This is a genomic window from Arthrobacter sp. TmT3-37 (assembly GCF_054510835.1).
On the sequence record NZ_JBTNDU010000010.1, the window covers coordinates 37322 to 52273 of the forward strand.

The 14952-nt window shown below is 68.3% G+C and carries 12 protein-coding genes; 2 read left to right on the forward strand and 10 right to left on the reverse strand.

What is annotated here, in order from left to right; translation table 11 throughout:
- Positions 1-32 precede the first annotated feature (32 nt).
- The 4 genes from ACX80U_RS12900 to ACX80U_RS12915 form a co-directional block, all read right to left on the reverse strand.
- Positions 33-896, reverse strand: coding sequence for a ketose-bisphosphate aldolase (locus ACX80U_RS12900; RefSeq protein WP_133080183.1), 864 nt, complete (start codon positions 894-896; stop codon positions 33-35).
- 55 nt (positions 897-951) lie between these two features.
- The gene (locus ACX80U_RS12905) at positions 952-1797 is read right to left on the reverse strand and encodes an ABC transporter permease subunit (protein ID WP_133080184.1); all 846 of its coding nucleotides are present in this window, start codon (positions 1795-1797) and stop codon (positions 952-954) included.
- 1 nt (position 1798) lies between these two features.
- Positions 1799-2728, reverse strand: a complete 930-nt coding sequence (locus tag ACX80U_RS12910) for a carbohydrate ABC transporter permease (RefSeq protein WP_459268752.1) — start codon at positions 2726-2728, stop codon at positions 1799-1801.
- A 69-nt stretch (positions 2729-2797) separates the two neighbouring features.
- Positions 2798-4078: an extracellular solute-binding protein gene (locus ACX80U_RS12915; RefSeq protein ID WP_133080186.1), complete on the reverse strand. Its 1281-nt coding sequence runs from the start codon at positions 4076-4078 to the stop codon at positions 2798-2800.
- A 234-nt stretch (positions 4079-4312) separates the two neighbouring features.
- On the opposite strand from ACX80U_RS12915, the gene ACX80U_RS12920 reads away from it, so the two are divergent.
- On the forward strand, positions 4313-5128 hold the full coding sequence (locus tag ACX80U_RS12920; RefSeq protein ID WP_133080187.1) for a DeoR family transcriptional regulator: 816 nt from the start codon (positions 4313-4315) through the stop codon (positions 5126-5128).
- A 39-nt stretch (positions 5129-5167) separates the two neighbouring features.
- Here the strand turns inward: ACX80U_RS12920 and ACX80U_RS12925 are convergent, their stop codons facing one another.
- The gene (locus ACX80U_RS12925; protein ID WP_133080188.1) at positions 5168-6730 is read right to left on the reverse strand and encodes a carbohydrate-binding protein; all 1563 of its coding nucleotides are present in this window, start codon (positions 6728-6730) and stop codon (positions 5168-5170) included.
- Between the two features lie 200 nt (positions 6731-6930).
- On the opposite strand from ACX80U_RS12925, the gene ACX80U_RS12930 reads away from it, so the two are divergent.
- Complete coding sequence (locus tag ACX80U_RS12930) at positions 6931-9387, forward strand: glycosyltransferase family 2 protein (RefSeq protein WP_459268753.1); 2457 nt, start codon at positions 6931-6933, stop codon at positions 9385-9387.
- 120 nt (positions 9388-9507) lie between these two features.
- Here the strand turns inward: ACX80U_RS12930 and ACX80U_RS12935 are convergent, their stop codons facing one another.
- The 5 genes from ACX80U_RS12935 to ACX80U_RS12955 all read right to left on the reverse strand — a co-directional run bounded on the left by ACX80U_RS12935 (position 9508) and on the right by ACX80U_RS12955 (position 14897).
- Complete coding sequence (locus ACX80U_RS12935; RefSeq protein ID WP_459268802.1) at positions 9508-10776, reverse strand: enolase C-terminal domain-like protein; 1269 nt, start codon at positions 10774-10776, stop codon at positions 9508-9510.
- A gap of 66 nt (positions 10777-10842) precedes the next feature.
- Positions 10843-12444, reverse strand: a complete 1602-nt coding sequence (locus ACX80U_RS12940; RefSeq protein WP_459268754.1) for an aldehyde dehydrogenase (NADP(+)) — start codon at positions 12442-12444, stop codon at positions 10843-10845.
- A gap of 10 nt (positions 12445-12454) precedes the next feature.
- Positions 12455-13369 carry a 5-dehydro-4-deoxyglucarate dehydratase gene (kdgD, locus tag ACX80U_RS12945; RefSeq protein ID WP_459268755.1) on the reverse strand — a complete coding sequence of 305 codons (915 nt, stop codon included), beginning with the start codon at positions 13367-13369 and terminating at the stop codon, positions 12455-12457.
- Positions 13370-13523: 154 nt separating this feature from the next.
- Complete coding sequence (locus tag ACX80U_RS12950; RefSeq protein ID WP_459268756.1) at positions 13524-13922, reverse strand: universal stress protein; 399 nt, start codon at positions 13920-13922, stop codon at positions 13524-13526.
- Between the two features lie 27 nt (positions 13923-13949).
- The gene (locus ACX80U_RS12955) at positions 13950-14897 is read right to left on the reverse strand and encodes a 2-hydroxyacid dehydrogenase (RefSeq protein WP_459268757.1); all 948 of its coding nucleotides are present in this window, start codon (positions 14895-14897) and stop codon (positions 13950-13952) included.
- Positions 14898-14952: the final 55 nt, after the last annotated feature.

Genomic DNA, 14952 nt, shown 5'->3' on the forward strand with positions numbered 1-14952 from the left:
CCTTCCCGTTCTCCGTCGCGTGGTCGCAGTCCTCAGTACAGTTTGGCCTTGCCGTCCGCGCCGAACAGTTCGATCTTCTCCGCGGCGGTGACCTTCAGCGCCGCGATGGCCTCGGGCTGGATGGCGTTCGGCTCGCGCAGGCGCTCGTCGGTCCCGAGGATCCGCCGCATGGCGTTGTGGTAGGAGACCTTGATGTCGCTCGAGATGTTGATCTTGTTGATGCCCAGGCTCACGGCGCGCGCCAGCTCGCTGTCGGGGTTCGCGGAGCCTCCGTGGAGGACGAGCGGGATGCCGACGGCCGCCTTGATCTCCTCGAGGAGGTCGTGGCGCAGCTCGGGGTTCTTCTCCGCGGGGTACAGGCCGTGGGAAGTGCCGATCGCGATGGCGAGGCTGTCCACGCCGGTCTCCTTCACGAAGCGCACGGCGTCGTCGGTGTTCGTGTAGATGATCTCCGCGGCGCCGGACTCCCCGTAGCTGTCATTGGCTCCGATGGTGCCGAGCTCACCCTCCACCTGGATGCCGACGGCGTGCGCCGCCTCGACGACCTTGCGGGTCAGCGCGACGTTCTCGTCGAAGGGCAGCAGGGAGGCGTCGATCATGACCGAGGTGAAGCCGGCCTGGATGGCGGTGATCATCTGCTCGTAGGTTCCGCCGTGGTCCCAGTGGATGGCCACGGGGACGCTGGAGCGGTGGGCGCGGCTGCGCATCGCGGCGATCAGGTCGGTGGTGATGTGGGAGACCTCGTCCGGGTGGATCGCGATGATGACCGGGGCCTCCTTCTCCTCACTGATGTCCATGACGCCGTTGAACATGGCCCAGTCGCTGATGTTGAAGGCGGGGATGGCGAAGTTGTGTTCGTTGGCGATGTCGAGGATGGACTTACCGGTGTACAGCACAGTGATTCTCCTTGATAGATGACGTGCGCGGGATGGATCGGACGGGGGACAGGGGTCAGCTCTTGACCGAACCGGCCGTGAGGCCGCTGATGAAGTAGCGCTGGAGCACCAGGAAGAGGATCAGCACCGGGATGGACCCGAGGATGCTCATCGCCATGATCTGGTTCCACTCGTAGGAGTGCTGCCCCATGAGGAGCTGGATCCCGATGGGCACGGTGCGCATCTCGGTGGTCCGGGTGAGGGTCAGTGCGAAGAGGTACTCGTTCCACGCGATCATGAAGGTGTAGATGCCGACCGAGACGATGCCCGGCACCGAGATGGGCACGAGGACCCGCCAGAGGGCGGTGAGCGAGCCGGCGCCGTCCACGCGGACGGCCTCGTCGAGTTCGCGCGGCAGGGTGTTCAGGTAGCCGGTCATCATGATGATGGCGTAGGGCAGCGTGAACACCATGTAGGTGAGGATCAGGCCGGGGTAGGTGTTGTAGAGGCCGAGCCCGACGACGAGCCCGAAGTACGGGATCAGCAGCGTGATCGGCGGGACGGCCTGGACGCTGATGATGACGACGTTCAGCACCCGCTTGCCGCGGAACTCGAAGCGGCTGAACGCGTAGGCGGCGTGGATCGCGACCAGCAGCGTCAGGATGGTCACCGCGCCGGCCACGAGGTAGCTGTTGAAGAAGAACCGGAGCGTCTCGGAGTCGGTGAGGATCGCTGCGTAGGCGTCGAACGAGAACGAACCGGTGATCAGTCGCGGCGGGAGCTCGAAGATCTCCGTGTTCGACTTGAACGAGCTCGAGAGCATCCAGAGGACGGGCCCGGCGGCGAAGACGGCGCCGAGAATGAGTCCTGCCAGCACTCCGGAGCGGGCCAGGCGGGTCCGGCCTTGCGTGGTGAGCGCCATGTCAATCCCTTGCTTTCTGGTGGCGTACGTAGAGCACGGCCAGCACCATCGACAGCAGCAGCACCAGGACGGCGGAGGTCGCCGCGAGCGAGAAGTCGTAGTTGGCGAAGGCGAGCTTGTAGGTGTAGGTGCTGAGCATCTCGGTGACGTCGATCGGCCCGCCGCCGGTGGTCAGCCAGATGAGGGCGAACTGCTGCGAGGTCCAGATGAGGTCGAGCAGCAGCAGGCTGACGATGATCGGGCGGAGCTGCGGGATGGTGACGTTCCAGAAGCGCTGCACGGGGCTCGCGCCGTCGATGCTCGCCGCCTCGTGCAGATCCTGCGGGATGCCCTGCAGGCCCGCGAGCAAGCTCACCATGAAGAACGGGTAGCCGGCCCAGATGTTGATGAACGTCACCGTCCCGAGGGCGAGCTGCGGGGAGGCGAGCCATTCCACGTCGGTGTCCAGCAGGAAGTTCACGATGCCGTTGGGGGACAGGAGCATCCTCCACAGCACTGCGATGACGGCCGCCGTGAACAGCCACGGCAGGACGTACAGGGCCCGGAAGAACGCCCGGGACGGTGCGCTGATGAGGCGGCTGTTGAGCAGCATCGCGAAGGTGAGTCCCAGCACGAGGTGCGCGGCGACGCTGATGAGGCAGAAGTAGAGGGTGTTGCCCGTGGCCTTCCAGAAGCCCGGGTCCGTCAGCACGGTGACGTAGTTGGCGATCCCGGTGAACTCCGAGGACGACTTCAGGATCACGTTGTCCTGGAAGGAGTAGCCGACGACCATCACGATCGGCACGATCATGAGGACGAGCAGCAGGATCAGGGTAGGGGCCAGGAAGCCGTAGGACTCGCCGGCGCGGCGGAGCTGGCGGCGCTTCCTGGGGGGCTGGGCTCCGTTGACCAGGGTCTCGGGGTCGGGAGCGGTGAAAGTGCGGATGCTCATGGGGACGACCTTTGTGGGGGATCGGGCACCGCGTGGGGACAGCGATGCCCGATCCGGTGGGTGGAGGACCTAGAACTCGCCTTCCCATTCCGTCTGCGCCTTCTCGAGCGCCTCGGAAAGGGACTGCTGGCCATCGAGGGCGGACTGCAGCTGGGCACCCAGCTGGCGCATCAGTTCCTCGGCCACGGGCAGGCCGACGAACTCGTTCGCGGGGTAGCCCGCCTGGTAGATGTCGAAGGCCTTCTTGAACAGGTCGTCGTCCTCGACGAACGCGGGCACCGATTCGGTGTTGCCGGGGAAGGCGTTCGCCATGGTGGAGAGCTCGGAGTTGGTCTCCTCGCTCATCAGGAACGAGACCAGCTTCGCGGCCGCGTCCTTGTGCTCGGAGTTCTCGGCGACGCCGATGCCCCAGGAGGCGTAGGGGATGCCGCGCTCGCCCGAGTAGTCGTCGGCTGCCGGCACGGCGGAGATGGAGAAGTTGAGGTCCGGATTGGTCTCGCGGATCAGGTTGATGTGCGCGAGGGAGTCGATCATCATGCCGACGCGGCCGTTGGTGAACTCCTCGACCTTGTCCTGCTCCTTCATGGTGAAGCTGCCGGGGGCGATCACGCCGTCGTCCCAGAGTCCGCCGATGAAGTCGACGGCGGAGGTGACGTCCTCGTTGGTGAGGTCCGGCTGGCCGTCCTTCAGCATGGTGCCGCCCGAGGCCCAGGCCCAGGACATGACGTCGTTCTGCACGCCGTTCGGAGCCTCGAGGGAGAGGGGGAGCACCCAGCCGGAGGCGTCGCCGTCGAGGTCGGAGACCTTGCCGGCCGCATCGGCGAACTCGGTGCGGGTCTCCGGAGGTGCTGCCACGCCGGCCTGGGACAGGAGGTCGTCGTTGGTGAACATGGGATAGACGAAGTTCACGACCGGGACCATGTAGGTCTTGTCCTCGACCTTGACCTGGCTCACGAGCTGGCTGTCGTCGAAGCCGGCCTCGTCCAGGAGCGGGGTCAGGTCGGCGATGACACCCTGCTCGGCGAAGTCGCTGACCCAGGCGCCGTCCAGGCCGACGACATCCGGCATGGTCCCGGAGGCGGCTCCCGCGAACAACTGCTCCTTGGTGGAGGCGTAGGGGCCGCTGACGAGGTCGACGGTGATCTCGGGGTTAGCCTCCTCGAACGTATCGATGAGGGCGCGGAACTCGCCGTCGGGAAGTTCAGGTTCCCACCACTGGGCGAATTCGATGGTGACATCTCCGCCCGCTTCCTCGGCGCCGCTCGAACCGCCTGAACCGCAGCCGGTGAGCGCGACGATCGATACCGCGGTGGTGGCAATGCCCGTGAACAGGGTGACTCGGTTACGCATACGCCGATGGGTGGACATCAGGTCTCCTCGTTGAGATAGTGCAGGATTTCGCTCGCTTATGCTGTTTCTTGCGTCTTTCACCACGATTGTGCGCCTGCTCCTGCTCCTCCGTCAAGAGTTATGAGTCGCGATTACGCGTCGGATCGGTATCGGAAGCCCGCTCAAGGCGCCAGAGTCTGCAGTTTCATGCGGTTATGCTGCATCTTCTGCAGGGCGTGTGTTACGAATGGGTGCATGACTTCGCAGGAACTGCAGCGCTCGCGGCGCCTACCGGCGGGCAGGAAGGCCGATCTGGCCGCCTACGTCGACGAGGTGGGACGGGTGACGGTCGCGGACCTCGCCGCCCATTTCGATGTGTCCATCGACACCATCCGGCGGGACCTCGACCAGCTCGACCGCGAGAACGTCCTGGTCCGTACCCATGGAGGGGCCGTGAGCGCCGCCGAGCGGGCAGGGCGCGACCGGGAGATCGACGTGCGGCTCAGCATGCAGACCGCGGAGAAGGAGGCGATCGCCCAGCTCGCCGTCGAACTGGTGACCGACGGATCGGTGCTGATGATCAATGCGGGCACCACGAGCCTCGCCGTGGCGCGGGCCCTGCGGAACCACCGCAACCTGACCATCGCCACGAACAACCTGCGCATCCCGGCCGAGATCTCGCCGGCGGTGTTCCGGGATCTCTATCTGTTCGGCGGAGCCGTGCGCACCCTGACCCAGGCGACCACGGGTCCCGTGACCCTCAGGATGAACGCGAACACGCCCGAGGTGGACATCCGCTGCGACATCGCGCTCATCGCCGTCGGAGCCGTGGACGCGTCCGGCTACTCCGCGTCCAACCTCGGTGACGCGACGATGATGGCCGACATGGTGCGCCGGGCGGATCGCACCGCCATCCTCGCGGACTCCACCAAGCTCGGCCGCCGGCTGTTCGCGCAGATCGTCCCGCTGGAGGGTGCCGACTACCTGGTGACGGACAAGGCTCCCGACCCCGCGCTCGCGGCGGCGCTCGAGGCGGCGGGGGTGACGGTGCTGGTGCCCGAGGCGGGCTGACTCCCAGCCCCGCCCCGCCCCGGGCCGCGGACCGGCCTGCTAGGAGCCCGCCTTCTCCTCGATGATCTTCACGAGCGCGGCGTCGTCGAGCTTCTGCCACGGTGAGGCGTCCGAGCCCTGCACGGCGGCTTCCGGGCTGTCGCTCTGGCTCCACCACTTCGCCTCGTACACGCGGCCGTCCACGAGGATGCGGGCGCCCCGCTCGTACACCGTGGCCGGATCCCACGCGGGGTACAGGTCGGCGGGAGCGGTGACCGCGGGGACGGGACGCTCGTCGGGCAGCACCGGCCCGAGCAGCGTCCAGGGGGTCTCCTCCGCCTGCAGCACCGGATCGTTGGGCAGGTCGCCCTGCGTCCAGTACTTCGCCACGTACACGTTGCCCTGCCACACCACGCGGTCGTCCTCGCGGTAGGTGCCGACGTCGGACCAGATCGGGTAGGGGCTCGTCTCGGGATCGTCCTCGACCAGGGCCTCCGGCGACTCCTCGGCCACCGGCACCTCGGCGAGCGTCGCTGCGCGGCCGGTGAAGCCCTCACCGAGCAGCGGTGCGAAGAGCATGCCCTGCTGGTCGACTCCGCTGCACGCATCGGAGACCACGGTGGTGTCGGCGTAGTTCTCGCTGCAGGTGCCGTCGCGGTTGAGTGACCACATGGACATGCGGCCCACGCCGCGCTCGGCGGCGAACGTGTTGAAGGCCTTCGCGTCGTCGAGCGTGAAGACCTCGCCCTTGACGTCGTTCTGCCCGATCATCGGGGTGAGGCCGATCTTCCGCCACGCTGCCTGCGGCCCGAGCTCCTTGCCGGCCCGCTCGTACAGCACCTGCACCTGGCGGTGGGTGGCATCGGCCGCGTTCTGCGACGCCGTGAGCATGTCGGTGCCCTCCGGGCGGCTTCCCCCGTAGTCCATGGTCATGACGTTCACGCCGGCGAGGTCCACCCCGGCCTCGAGGAACTGCGCGACGGCGGCGGTCCCCTCGGCGGTCAGTCCCGTGGGCGCGACCGGCAGGGTCAGCCAGACATTCAGGGGGGTGTCGGTGTCGGCGCGCTCGGCCTGCAGGGCGGCCATGGCCTCCGCGCGGCGCTCCCCGGCGGCGGTGTCCTTCAGGTTCTCGCCCTCGATGTCGAGGTCCACCGTGGACAGCGAGTACCGGTCGACGACGGCTTCGTACGCGTCCTTCAGGTCCTCGGGGTCGGTGCACGCGGTCGCGAGCTCGTCGTTGAGCAGGCCGCCGAACGAGACGGTCACCTCGCCGCCGTCCTGCACCAGGCGGGCCACGCGCCGGTCGAGATCGAGCGCCACCTCTGCCTCGTCGAGTCCGTAGAAGGTCCCCCACGACGGCTCGCACGGGTCTGTCGTCGAGGCCACGATGAAGGACAGCATCACCGAGTTCCCCGCGTCCGCGGACGGGACCTCGAACGCGTAGGCGGGTGTGGCCGTCACGTCGACGTAGCCGGCGAAGAAGGCACCGGTGCTCTCGGCGGACTTGGCGTCCTCCCAGCGGTTGAAGCCGGTGAGGCCGCCGACGGCGACACCGCCGAGCACGACGGACAGGACAGCGAGGCGGACGACGGACAGCTTCCGGCCAGGAAAACGAGCAGACACAGGAACCCCAGATGACAGCCTCGAACGAGGCGGGAGAGCGCACTTCGGATGCGCGAGACGCTTGAAGCGTAGGGGAAAAAAGGGCCGCCGTCACCCCTGTCACTAACGCCGAACCGATGCGGGCCGATGGTGGAGAGTGACGCTGTCTGCCGCCGGGGCGATGGAAGGCGTTCACCCGTCCCACGACCGCCGAGGAAGCAATGTCCAGATCCCGCGATGCCGCCGAGTACCGAGCCTCCAGACGACAGGCACGTGCGCAGTCCGACGCAGCGCCGGCCGATGCGGCCGGCGCGTCCGCGATGCCGTCGTCGCCCGCCGCCCAGACCGCCATCCTCGAGCTGGCGGCCGCGGCCGCCCCCGATACGGCACCGCCACGCCGACGCCAGTGGGGTGCCGAGCGGCGTTCGGAGCCGCTGTCGATCGTGCACCCGACGCCGTCCTCGCGGAAGATCGCCCTGGGCCGGCTCGGCATCGTCATCACGGTGCTCGCCTGGCTCACCTACATCGTCACGACGATCCTGCGCCAGTTCGCCAACAACCCGAACGCGGGCTTCCGGTTCCAGGTGGAGGCGACGTCGTACCTGATCGTGGTCACGTTCCTGACGTTCTCCGCGCTCATGTACCTGCTGGCGCGCCAGGGTGCGCTGTACCGGTTCCGGGACCACAAGCGCGTGCCACGCGGTGAGCTGGACCGCCACTTCGCCGACCACCACGAGGGCATCACCGTGCTGGTCCCCTCGTACGCGGAGGAGCCCGCGGTGGTGCGCGCGACGCTGTGGTCCGCCGCGCTGCAGGAGTTCCCCAACATCCGCGTGGTGCTGCTCCTCGACGATCCGCCGCACCCCACCGACCCCGTGGTCCGCCAGCGCCTCGACGCCACCCGGGCGCTGAGCTTCGAGATCGAATCGAGCCTCCTCGAGCCCTCCACCCGCGCGACCGCGGCACTGGCCGCGTTCGAGGCGCGACTGGCCGCCCACGACGGCGACGACGCGTCGTGCTCCGAACTGCCGGCGGTCATCGCCGCCTACGAGGACGCCGCGGCGTGGCTCGAGGACATGGCCGACGCCGAGCGCGTGGAGGACCACGTGGACGAGTTCTTCGTGGACCTCGTGATCATGGGCCTGGCGCGCGAGCTGCGGCTCACCATCTACGCACTCAACGCCGCCCATGCGCAGTCCCAGGCGCCCGAGCCGGCACGCGTCCGCGAGCTGTACGTGCGGCTGGTGCGGATCTTCAACACGCGGCTCGAGACGTTCGAGCGGAAGGCGTACGCGTCCCTGTCCCACGAGGCGAACAAGGCCATGAACCTCAACGCCTACATCTCCCTCATGGGGCAGCGGTGGCAGAAGGAGCACACCGCCGCGGGGACGGTGCTGCGGCCGATGGGTGCGGCGGACGGCGGCGACGTGGCCGACGACGTCCTCGACGTGCCCGACTCGACCTACCTCCTGACCCTCGACGCCGACTCGCTGCTGCTGCGCGACTACTGCCTGCGGCTCGTGCACCTGCTCGAATCCCCTGGCAACGAGCGCATCGCCGTCACGCAGACGCCGTACTCGTCCTTCCGCGGAGCGCCCACGCGCATCGAGCGGGTAGCCGGCGCGACGACGGACATCCAGCACATCCTGCACCAGGGCATGTCCTACTACGGGGCCACCTTCTGGGTGGGTGCGAATGCCGTGATCCGTAAGCGCGCGGTGGAGGACATCGTCGAGGTCGACAATGTGGGCGGCTTCGAGATCAAGACGTACATCCAGGACCGCACGGTCATCGAGGACACCGAGTCCAGCGTGGACCTCGGCACGCACGGCTGGACGCTCATGAACTACCCCGAGCGCCTCAGCTACAGCGCCACGCCGCCGGACTTCGGCTCCCTCGTGGTGCAGCGGCGGCGCTGGGCCAACGGTGGCCTGCTGATCCTGCCGAAGCTGTGGAACCAGCTACGACGGCGCCGCCACCTCCGCGAGCAGGTCCTCGCCCGCGAGGTGCTGCTCCGCGTCAACTACATGGCGTCCATCGCCTGGGCGAGCTTCGGGCTGCTGTTCCTGCTCGCGTACCCCTACGACAGCAGGCTCCTCAGCCCGGTCGTCTTCCTGGCCGCTGCCCCGTACTTCCTGGCCATGGGCAGCGACCTCCGCGACTGCGGGCACCGCTTCTCGGACATCTTCCGGATCTACGGCTTCAACCTCGTGCTGCTGCCCGTCAACCTCGCGGGCGTGCTGAAGTCCATCCAGCAGGCGTTCACGGGGGAGAAGATCCCGTTCGTCCGCACGCCCAAGGTCAAGGACCGCACCGCGGCGCCGGGCCTCTACGTGGTGATCCCGTACGCGATCGTGGCGTTCTCGCTGCTCACCCTGGCCCGCGACGTGATGGAGCAGAACTGGGGCAACGCCGTCTTCGCGGGGCTCAATGCGCTGCTCGCGGCCGGCGCCATCCGCGCGTACATCGGCATCAAGAACTCGATGGTCGACATGGGGCTCGGCGTCCTGAACTGGCTGTACGTGTCGCCGCGGAAGAAGAAGGTCGAGGAGTCGAAGGTCATCGCGAAGACGGCCGAGGAAGCCGACTGGGAGTCGATCCTGTACCACGGCGACCGCCGCCTCAACCGGGACCTGCGGTCCGGCAACGACCGCCGTCGACGTGCGGGGGTGCGGTAGGGCACCTGTCGGCTCCCGCGGCTCCACCTCGGGAGCCGCGGGATCGTGTCGTCCGCGCATGAAGACGCCCCGGGAGTCCATTCCGGGGCGTCTTCGTTCTCCTGCCGGCGGGTATGGCGCTCAGCGCTGCAGTGCCGGCCGCTTCGGGTTGAAGGCCCAGCCCGGGAGGAGGAACTGCATGCCCACCGAATCGTCCCGGGCGTCGAGCCCGTGCTGCAGATACAGTTCGTGGGCGGACTGCAGAGCGTCCCGGTCGAGCTCCACGCCCAGGCCGGAGCGGGCCGGCACCTCGATGTAGCCGCCTTGGATCTGCAGCGGCTGCTTCGTGAGTGGCTGGCCGTCCTGCCAGATCCAGTGCGTGTCCAGAGCCGTCACCCGTCCGGGTGCTGCCGCACCGACCTGGGTGAACATGGCCAGGGAGATGTCGAAGTGGTTGTTCGAGTGGGAGCCCCAGGTCAGCCCGAAGTCGTCGCACAGTTGCGCCACCCGCACGGAGCCCTGCATCGTCCAGAAGTGTGGATCGGCCAGGGGGATGTCCACGGCGTTCGAGCGGATGGCGTGGGCCATCTGCCGCCAGTCGGTGGCCACCATGTTCGTTGCCGTCTGCAGTCCCGTGGCCCGCTTGAACTCCGCCATGACCTCGCGACCGGAGAAGCCGTTCTCCGTGCCGCACGGGTCCTCCGCGTAGGCGAGGACGTCCTCCAGGCCCGAGCACAGCCGCACGGCTTCGGCCAGCGACCACGCGCCGTTGGGATCGAGGGTGATGCGAGCGTCGGGGAAGCGGGCGGCGAGCGCCGTGACCGCAGCGATCTCCTCGTCGCCGGCGAGGACGCCGCCCTTGAGCTTGAAGTCCTGGAACCCGTACCGCTCCTGTGCGGCTTCCGCCAGTGCCACGACGGCGTCGGGCGTCATCGCTTCGCTGCGCCGGAGCCGACCCCACCGGTCCGACGGGTCGTCGCCGTCGAGATAGGGGAGATCCGTCGCTCCCGCATCACCGACGAAGAAGAGGTAGCCGAGCATCTGGACGCGGTCGCGCTGCTGGCCGTCGCCGAGGAGTTCCGCGACGGGAACGTCCAGATGCTGCCCGAGCAGATCGAGCAGGCAGGACTCCAGGGCGGTCACGGCATGGATGGTGGTGCGGAGGTCGAAGGTCTGGAGTCCCCGCCCTCCGGCGTCCCGATCGGCGAAGGTCCGGGCGACGGTCCGCAGCAGGCTGCGGTACGCCGCGACCGGTCGACCCGCGAGGAGTGCCGCAGCATCCTCGATCGTGGCGCGGATCGCTTCACCGCCCGGCACCTCGCCGAGGCCCGTGCGTCCGTTGCTGTCCGTCATGATCGCGATGTTGCGGGTGAAGAACGGGCCGTGCGCGCCACTGAGGTTCAGCAGCATGCTGTCGTAGCCGGCGACCGGGACGACCTCGACCGATGTGATGACAGGTGCCTGATCGGACACGGTTCAGCCCTCAGCCCGGACCGTGCCGTCGATCCGACGGTTCAGCGACCACGGGTTCGCATCCTGCAGCGCTGCCGGAAGGACGGCGTCGGGAAGATTCTGGTAGCTCACCGGACGCTGGAAGCGGGCGATGGCGAGCGTCCCCACCGAGGTGGAGCGTGAATCCGATGTCGCAGGGAAGGGGCCGCCATGCACCATGGCGTGGCCCACCTCCACCCCGGTGGGCCAGCCGTTGAAGAGGATGCGCCCGACCTTGCGCTCGAGCACGGGCAGGAGGTCCGCTGCGGTCGGATGATCGCTGTCCGCCGCATGGACCGTCGCCGTCAGCTGGCCCTGCAATGCTTCCAGGCCCATGCGCAGCTCCTGCTCGCTCGCGTAGCGGACGAGGACTCCCGCTGAGCCGAAGACCTCCTCCTGGAGCGTCGGGTCGGCGATGAAGGTGCTGGCCGAGGTACTGAACAGGGCAGGTGCGGGGGCGTTCTCGGTATCGCCCGGCCGACCTTCCGTGACCAGGTCCACGCCGTTCCTCGTCCGGAGATCGTCGATCCCGGCCTGGCAGGACGCGGCGATCCCAGCGGTGAGCATGGTGGCACCCTGTGCGTCGCCGAGCAGGGAAGCGGCCGCGGAGACGAAGGCGTCCCCGTCGGCCCCGACAGGCACGAAGACCAGTCCGGGATTCGTGCAGAACTGGCCGGCCCCCATGGTGAGGGAGGCGACGAAACCGGCAGCGAGCCCCTGCGGGTCGGCGAGGAGTGCTCCCGGCAGGGCGATCACGGGATTGATGGAGGACATCTCGGCGTAGACCGGAATGGGCTCGGGCCGCGCTGCCGCTGTCGTCATCAGGGCGATGCCTGCGGCGCGCGAACCCGTGAAGCCGATGGCCTTGATGCGCGGATCGGCGGCCAGCGCCTGCCCGACCGAGGCCCCGGCGCCGAAGACGAGGGAGAAGACGCCTGCCGGCAGGCCGCTCTCGGCAACCGCCTGGCTGATGGCCTGGCCGACGAGCTCGGCGGTCCCGGGGTGAGCGTTGTGGGCTTTCACGACGACGGGGCACCCGGCGGCGAGAGCCGAGGCGGTGTCGCCGCCTCCTGTGGAGAAGGCCAGGGGGAAGTTGCTGGCTCCGAAGACGGCCACCGGACCGAGCGCGATGTGCCGCTGGCGGATGTCGACCCGCGGCACGGGCGAGCGGTCCGGTTGTGCGGGATCGATCCGGGCCTGCAGGTGGTCGCCGTTGCGGACGACGCCCGCGAAGAGGCGCAGCTGGCCCACGGTGCGGCCGCGCTCACCGGACAGGCGGGCGGCAGGCAGTCCCGTTTCCAGGACGCCGCGTTCGGTCAGTTCGTCCCCCAGCGCGTCGATGGTGTCCGCGATGCGCTCGAGGAGGGCGGCCCGCACCTCCGGGCTGGTGGCGCGAAACACGTCGAAGGCCTCGGCTGCCGCCGCCGTCGCTGCCTCGAGCTCGCTTCCGGTCACCAGGCCGAAGGCCGGCTCGAGGTCCTGCCCGGTGGCCGGATCGACGGCACGGATGGTGCCGGCGGATCCGGTGACGGGGGTTCCCGCGATGATGGATCGGCCGGTGACGGCGGGGCGGGTCGTGGTGTCCATGGTCGTGCTCCTAGCTGATTCGCTTGATCAGGCCGGCGAGTTCCGCGCGGTCGGCCTCGGTGAGATTCTGCAGGGGCGGCCGGACGGGCCCGCCGTCGCGCCCTACGCAATCGAGGCCGGCCTTGATGATCGACACCCCGTAACCCTTCACCCGGTCGCGGATGTCGAGGTAGGGGATGACGAAGTCGTTCAGCTTCTCGTAGACCGCGGTGCGGTCCTGGGCGATGACCGCCTTGTAGAAGGACAGCGCGAATTCGGGGACGAAGTTGAACATGGCGGAGGAGTAGGTGCTGACGCCGAGTTGGAGCAGCGGGAGCGCGAAGGTCTCCGCCGTCGGCAGGCCCCCGATGTAGATGAGACGATCCCCGACGCGGGCGTAGATACGGGACATCTGTTCGATGTTGCCGATTCCGTCCTTGAAGCCGATGAGGTTCGGATTGCGGCTCGCCAGGATGTCGACGGACACGTCGGTGAGCACCGCGTTGGCCCGGCTGTAGACGATGACGCCGAGGGACGTCGAGGCACAGACGGCGCTGACGTGTTCGATCAGGCCGGCCTGGTCCGCTTCGGTGAGGTAGGGCGGCATGAGCAGGATGCCGTCGGCTCCAGCTGCTTCGGCAGCCCGGGCGTGCTCGATGGCCGAGAACGTGCCGCCCGTCGCGGGAGCGATGACGGGGACCTTGCCGGCGACCTCGTCCACCGCGACCCGGACGACGGTGTCGAGTTCCTGTGTGGTGAGCGAGAACCCTTCGCCGGTGCCGCCCGCAGCGAAGAGCCCGGCGACGTCGAAGCCGGACTGCCAGGCCAGGTGCTCCCGGTAGCGCGTCTCGTCGAATTCGAGGGTCGGCGTGAAGTGCGTGACCGGGAAGGAGAGCAGACCGGACTTCACGGTCGTCGCGAGTTCAGCCGGATTCAGTGGAGCCACGGGGATGTCCTTTGGGATGCGGCGCTGCAGTGCGCCGGGAGGGGGGTGGAATGGGTTCAGCGTAGGGATGGCCGGACGAGGGTGTCCAAGACCGGCTTCGCATCCGCGGATACCTGACGGGTATCGATGGAGGGCAGGGACCTGTTTCGGTGCATCACTGTTTGTCGTCGCGCAGCCGCGGTTTGACCGAATGCACGGCGCACCCGGCCTCGAGGATGACGCGCTGCGCGGTACTCCCCAGGAACAGCTTTCCCACCCGGGAGCGCCGCCGCACCCCGATGACGACCAGCTCGACGTCGTCCTCGTAGGACAGATCGATCAGGGCGTCCGCGGGATCCTCGTCGGCCCGGAGCGGATGCAGGCGGGCTGTCGAGCCGGCGGCAGAGGCCTGGGCCAGCAACTGGCGGATCTCCGCGTCGGCCTCCGGCGTCTGCTGATCGGCTGCCGGTCCCACGACGAGCAGGTCGCAGCTGCGCAGGAGCGCTTCGCTGATGGCGGCGAGGGCGGCGGTTCTGCCCTCGTCCGTTGGTACATAGCCGACAAGAATGCGCATGCGGTGCTCCTGGGATAGCGGATCGGTCTAGGTCACGGGTGTCAGCAGGGTGCCGTCCGCGAGGTATTGCCGCAGGTTCTTCAGGGTCAGGTCGGCCATGGCGGCACGGGTCTCGTGCGTGCCGCTGCCCAGATGCGGAAGGAGGACGACGGACTCGAGGGCCATCAGTTCCGGCGGCACCGCGGGTTCGTCCTCGAAGACGTCGAGTCCCGCTCCTGCCAGGGCGCCGGTGGTGAGGGCCTTCACGAGCGCACTCTGGTCGACCACGCTTCCGCGCGCGACGTTGATCAGGTAGCCACGTGACCCGAGGGCGCTGAGTTCGGGAGCCCCGATCAGATGGTGCGTCGAGGCGCCCCCTGCGGCGGCGACGATCAGGACGTCGGAGGTCTGGGCGAGCTGCAGCAGGGACGGTACGTATTCGTAGGGACTGCCGGTCACCTCCGACCGATTGTGGTACCTGATCGTGCAGTCGAAGCCTTCGAGGCGTCGGGCGATGACCGACCCGATTCTTCCGAGGCCCACGATGCCGACCTGGCGGTGGCTTGCCTGGGTCGCGAGGGGGAAGTTGCCCTTCGTCTGCCAGTCGCCCCGGCGGACGAAGCGGTCAGCGGCGCTGATTCCCCTCAGCACGTCGAGGTAGAGTGCCAGCGCCGTGTCGGCCACGCAGTCGTTGAGGACCTCCGGTGTGTTGCTGACGGCGATACCCCGTTCGACGGCCTGCTCGACGTCGGTGGTGTCGTAGCCGACGCCGAAGTTGATCACTGCGCGGAGGTTCGGCAGGGCCTGCATCAGGTCCGTGCCCACGCCGGTGCGGCCTGACGTGACAGCGACGGTGATGCTGCTCGCGTGGTCGGCCAGGAACGCGCTCCTGCCCGCGCCGGCGGGCAACTCCAGGGCGTCGTGGTCGCGGGTGATCGCGGTCTGCACCATCGGCATGAGTGGACCCACTTGCAGCACTGCATTCTGGACTGTCATGAAACGAGACTAGATTTTGTATCGATGCACTAACAACACGAAAGTAGCATCATCT

What these genes read in the sequence shown, in the direction of transcription:
- ACX80U_RS12920 (WP_133080187.1), top strand. Translation starts at nt 4,313, where the DNA reads ATGACTTCGCAGGAACTGCAGCGCTCGCGGCGCCTACCGGCGGGCAGG.
- ACX80U_RS12910 (WP_459268752.1), bottom strand. Translation starts at nt 2,728, where the DNA reads ATGAGCATCCGCACTTTCACCGCTCCCGACCCCGAGACCCTGGTCAAC.
- ACX80U_RS12955 (WP_459268757.1), bottom strand. Translation starts at nt 14,897, where the DNA reads ATGACAGTCCAGAATGCAGTGCTGCAAGTGGGTCCACTCATGCCGATG.
- ACX80U_RS12940 (WP_459268754.1), bottom strand. Translation starts at nt 12,444, where the DNA reads ATGGACACCACGACCCGCCCCGCCGTCACCGGCCGATCCATCATCGCG.
- ACX80U_RS12950 (WP_459268756.1), bottom strand. Translation starts at nt 13,922, where the DNA reads ATGCGCATTCTTGTCGGCTATGTACCAACGGACGAGGGCAGAACCGCC.
- ACX80U_RS12930 (WP_459268753.1), top strand. Translation starts at nt 6,931, where the DNA reads ATGTCCAGATCCCGCGATGCCGCCGAGTACCGAGCCTCCAGACGACAG.
- ACX80U_RS12905 (WP_133080184.1), bottom strand. Translation starts at nt 1,797, where the DNA reads ATGGCGCTCACCACGCAAGGCCGGACCCGCCTGGCCCGCTCCGGAGTG.
- ACX80U_RS12915 (WP_133080186.1), bottom strand. Translation starts at nt 4,078, where the DNA reads ATGCGTAACCGAGTCACCCTGTTCACGGGCATTGCCACCACCGCGGTA.
- ACX80U_RS12935 (WP_459268802.1), bottom strand. Translation starts at nt 10,776, where the DNA reads ATGCTGCTGAACCTCAGTGGCGCGCACGGCCCGTTCTTCACCCGCAAC.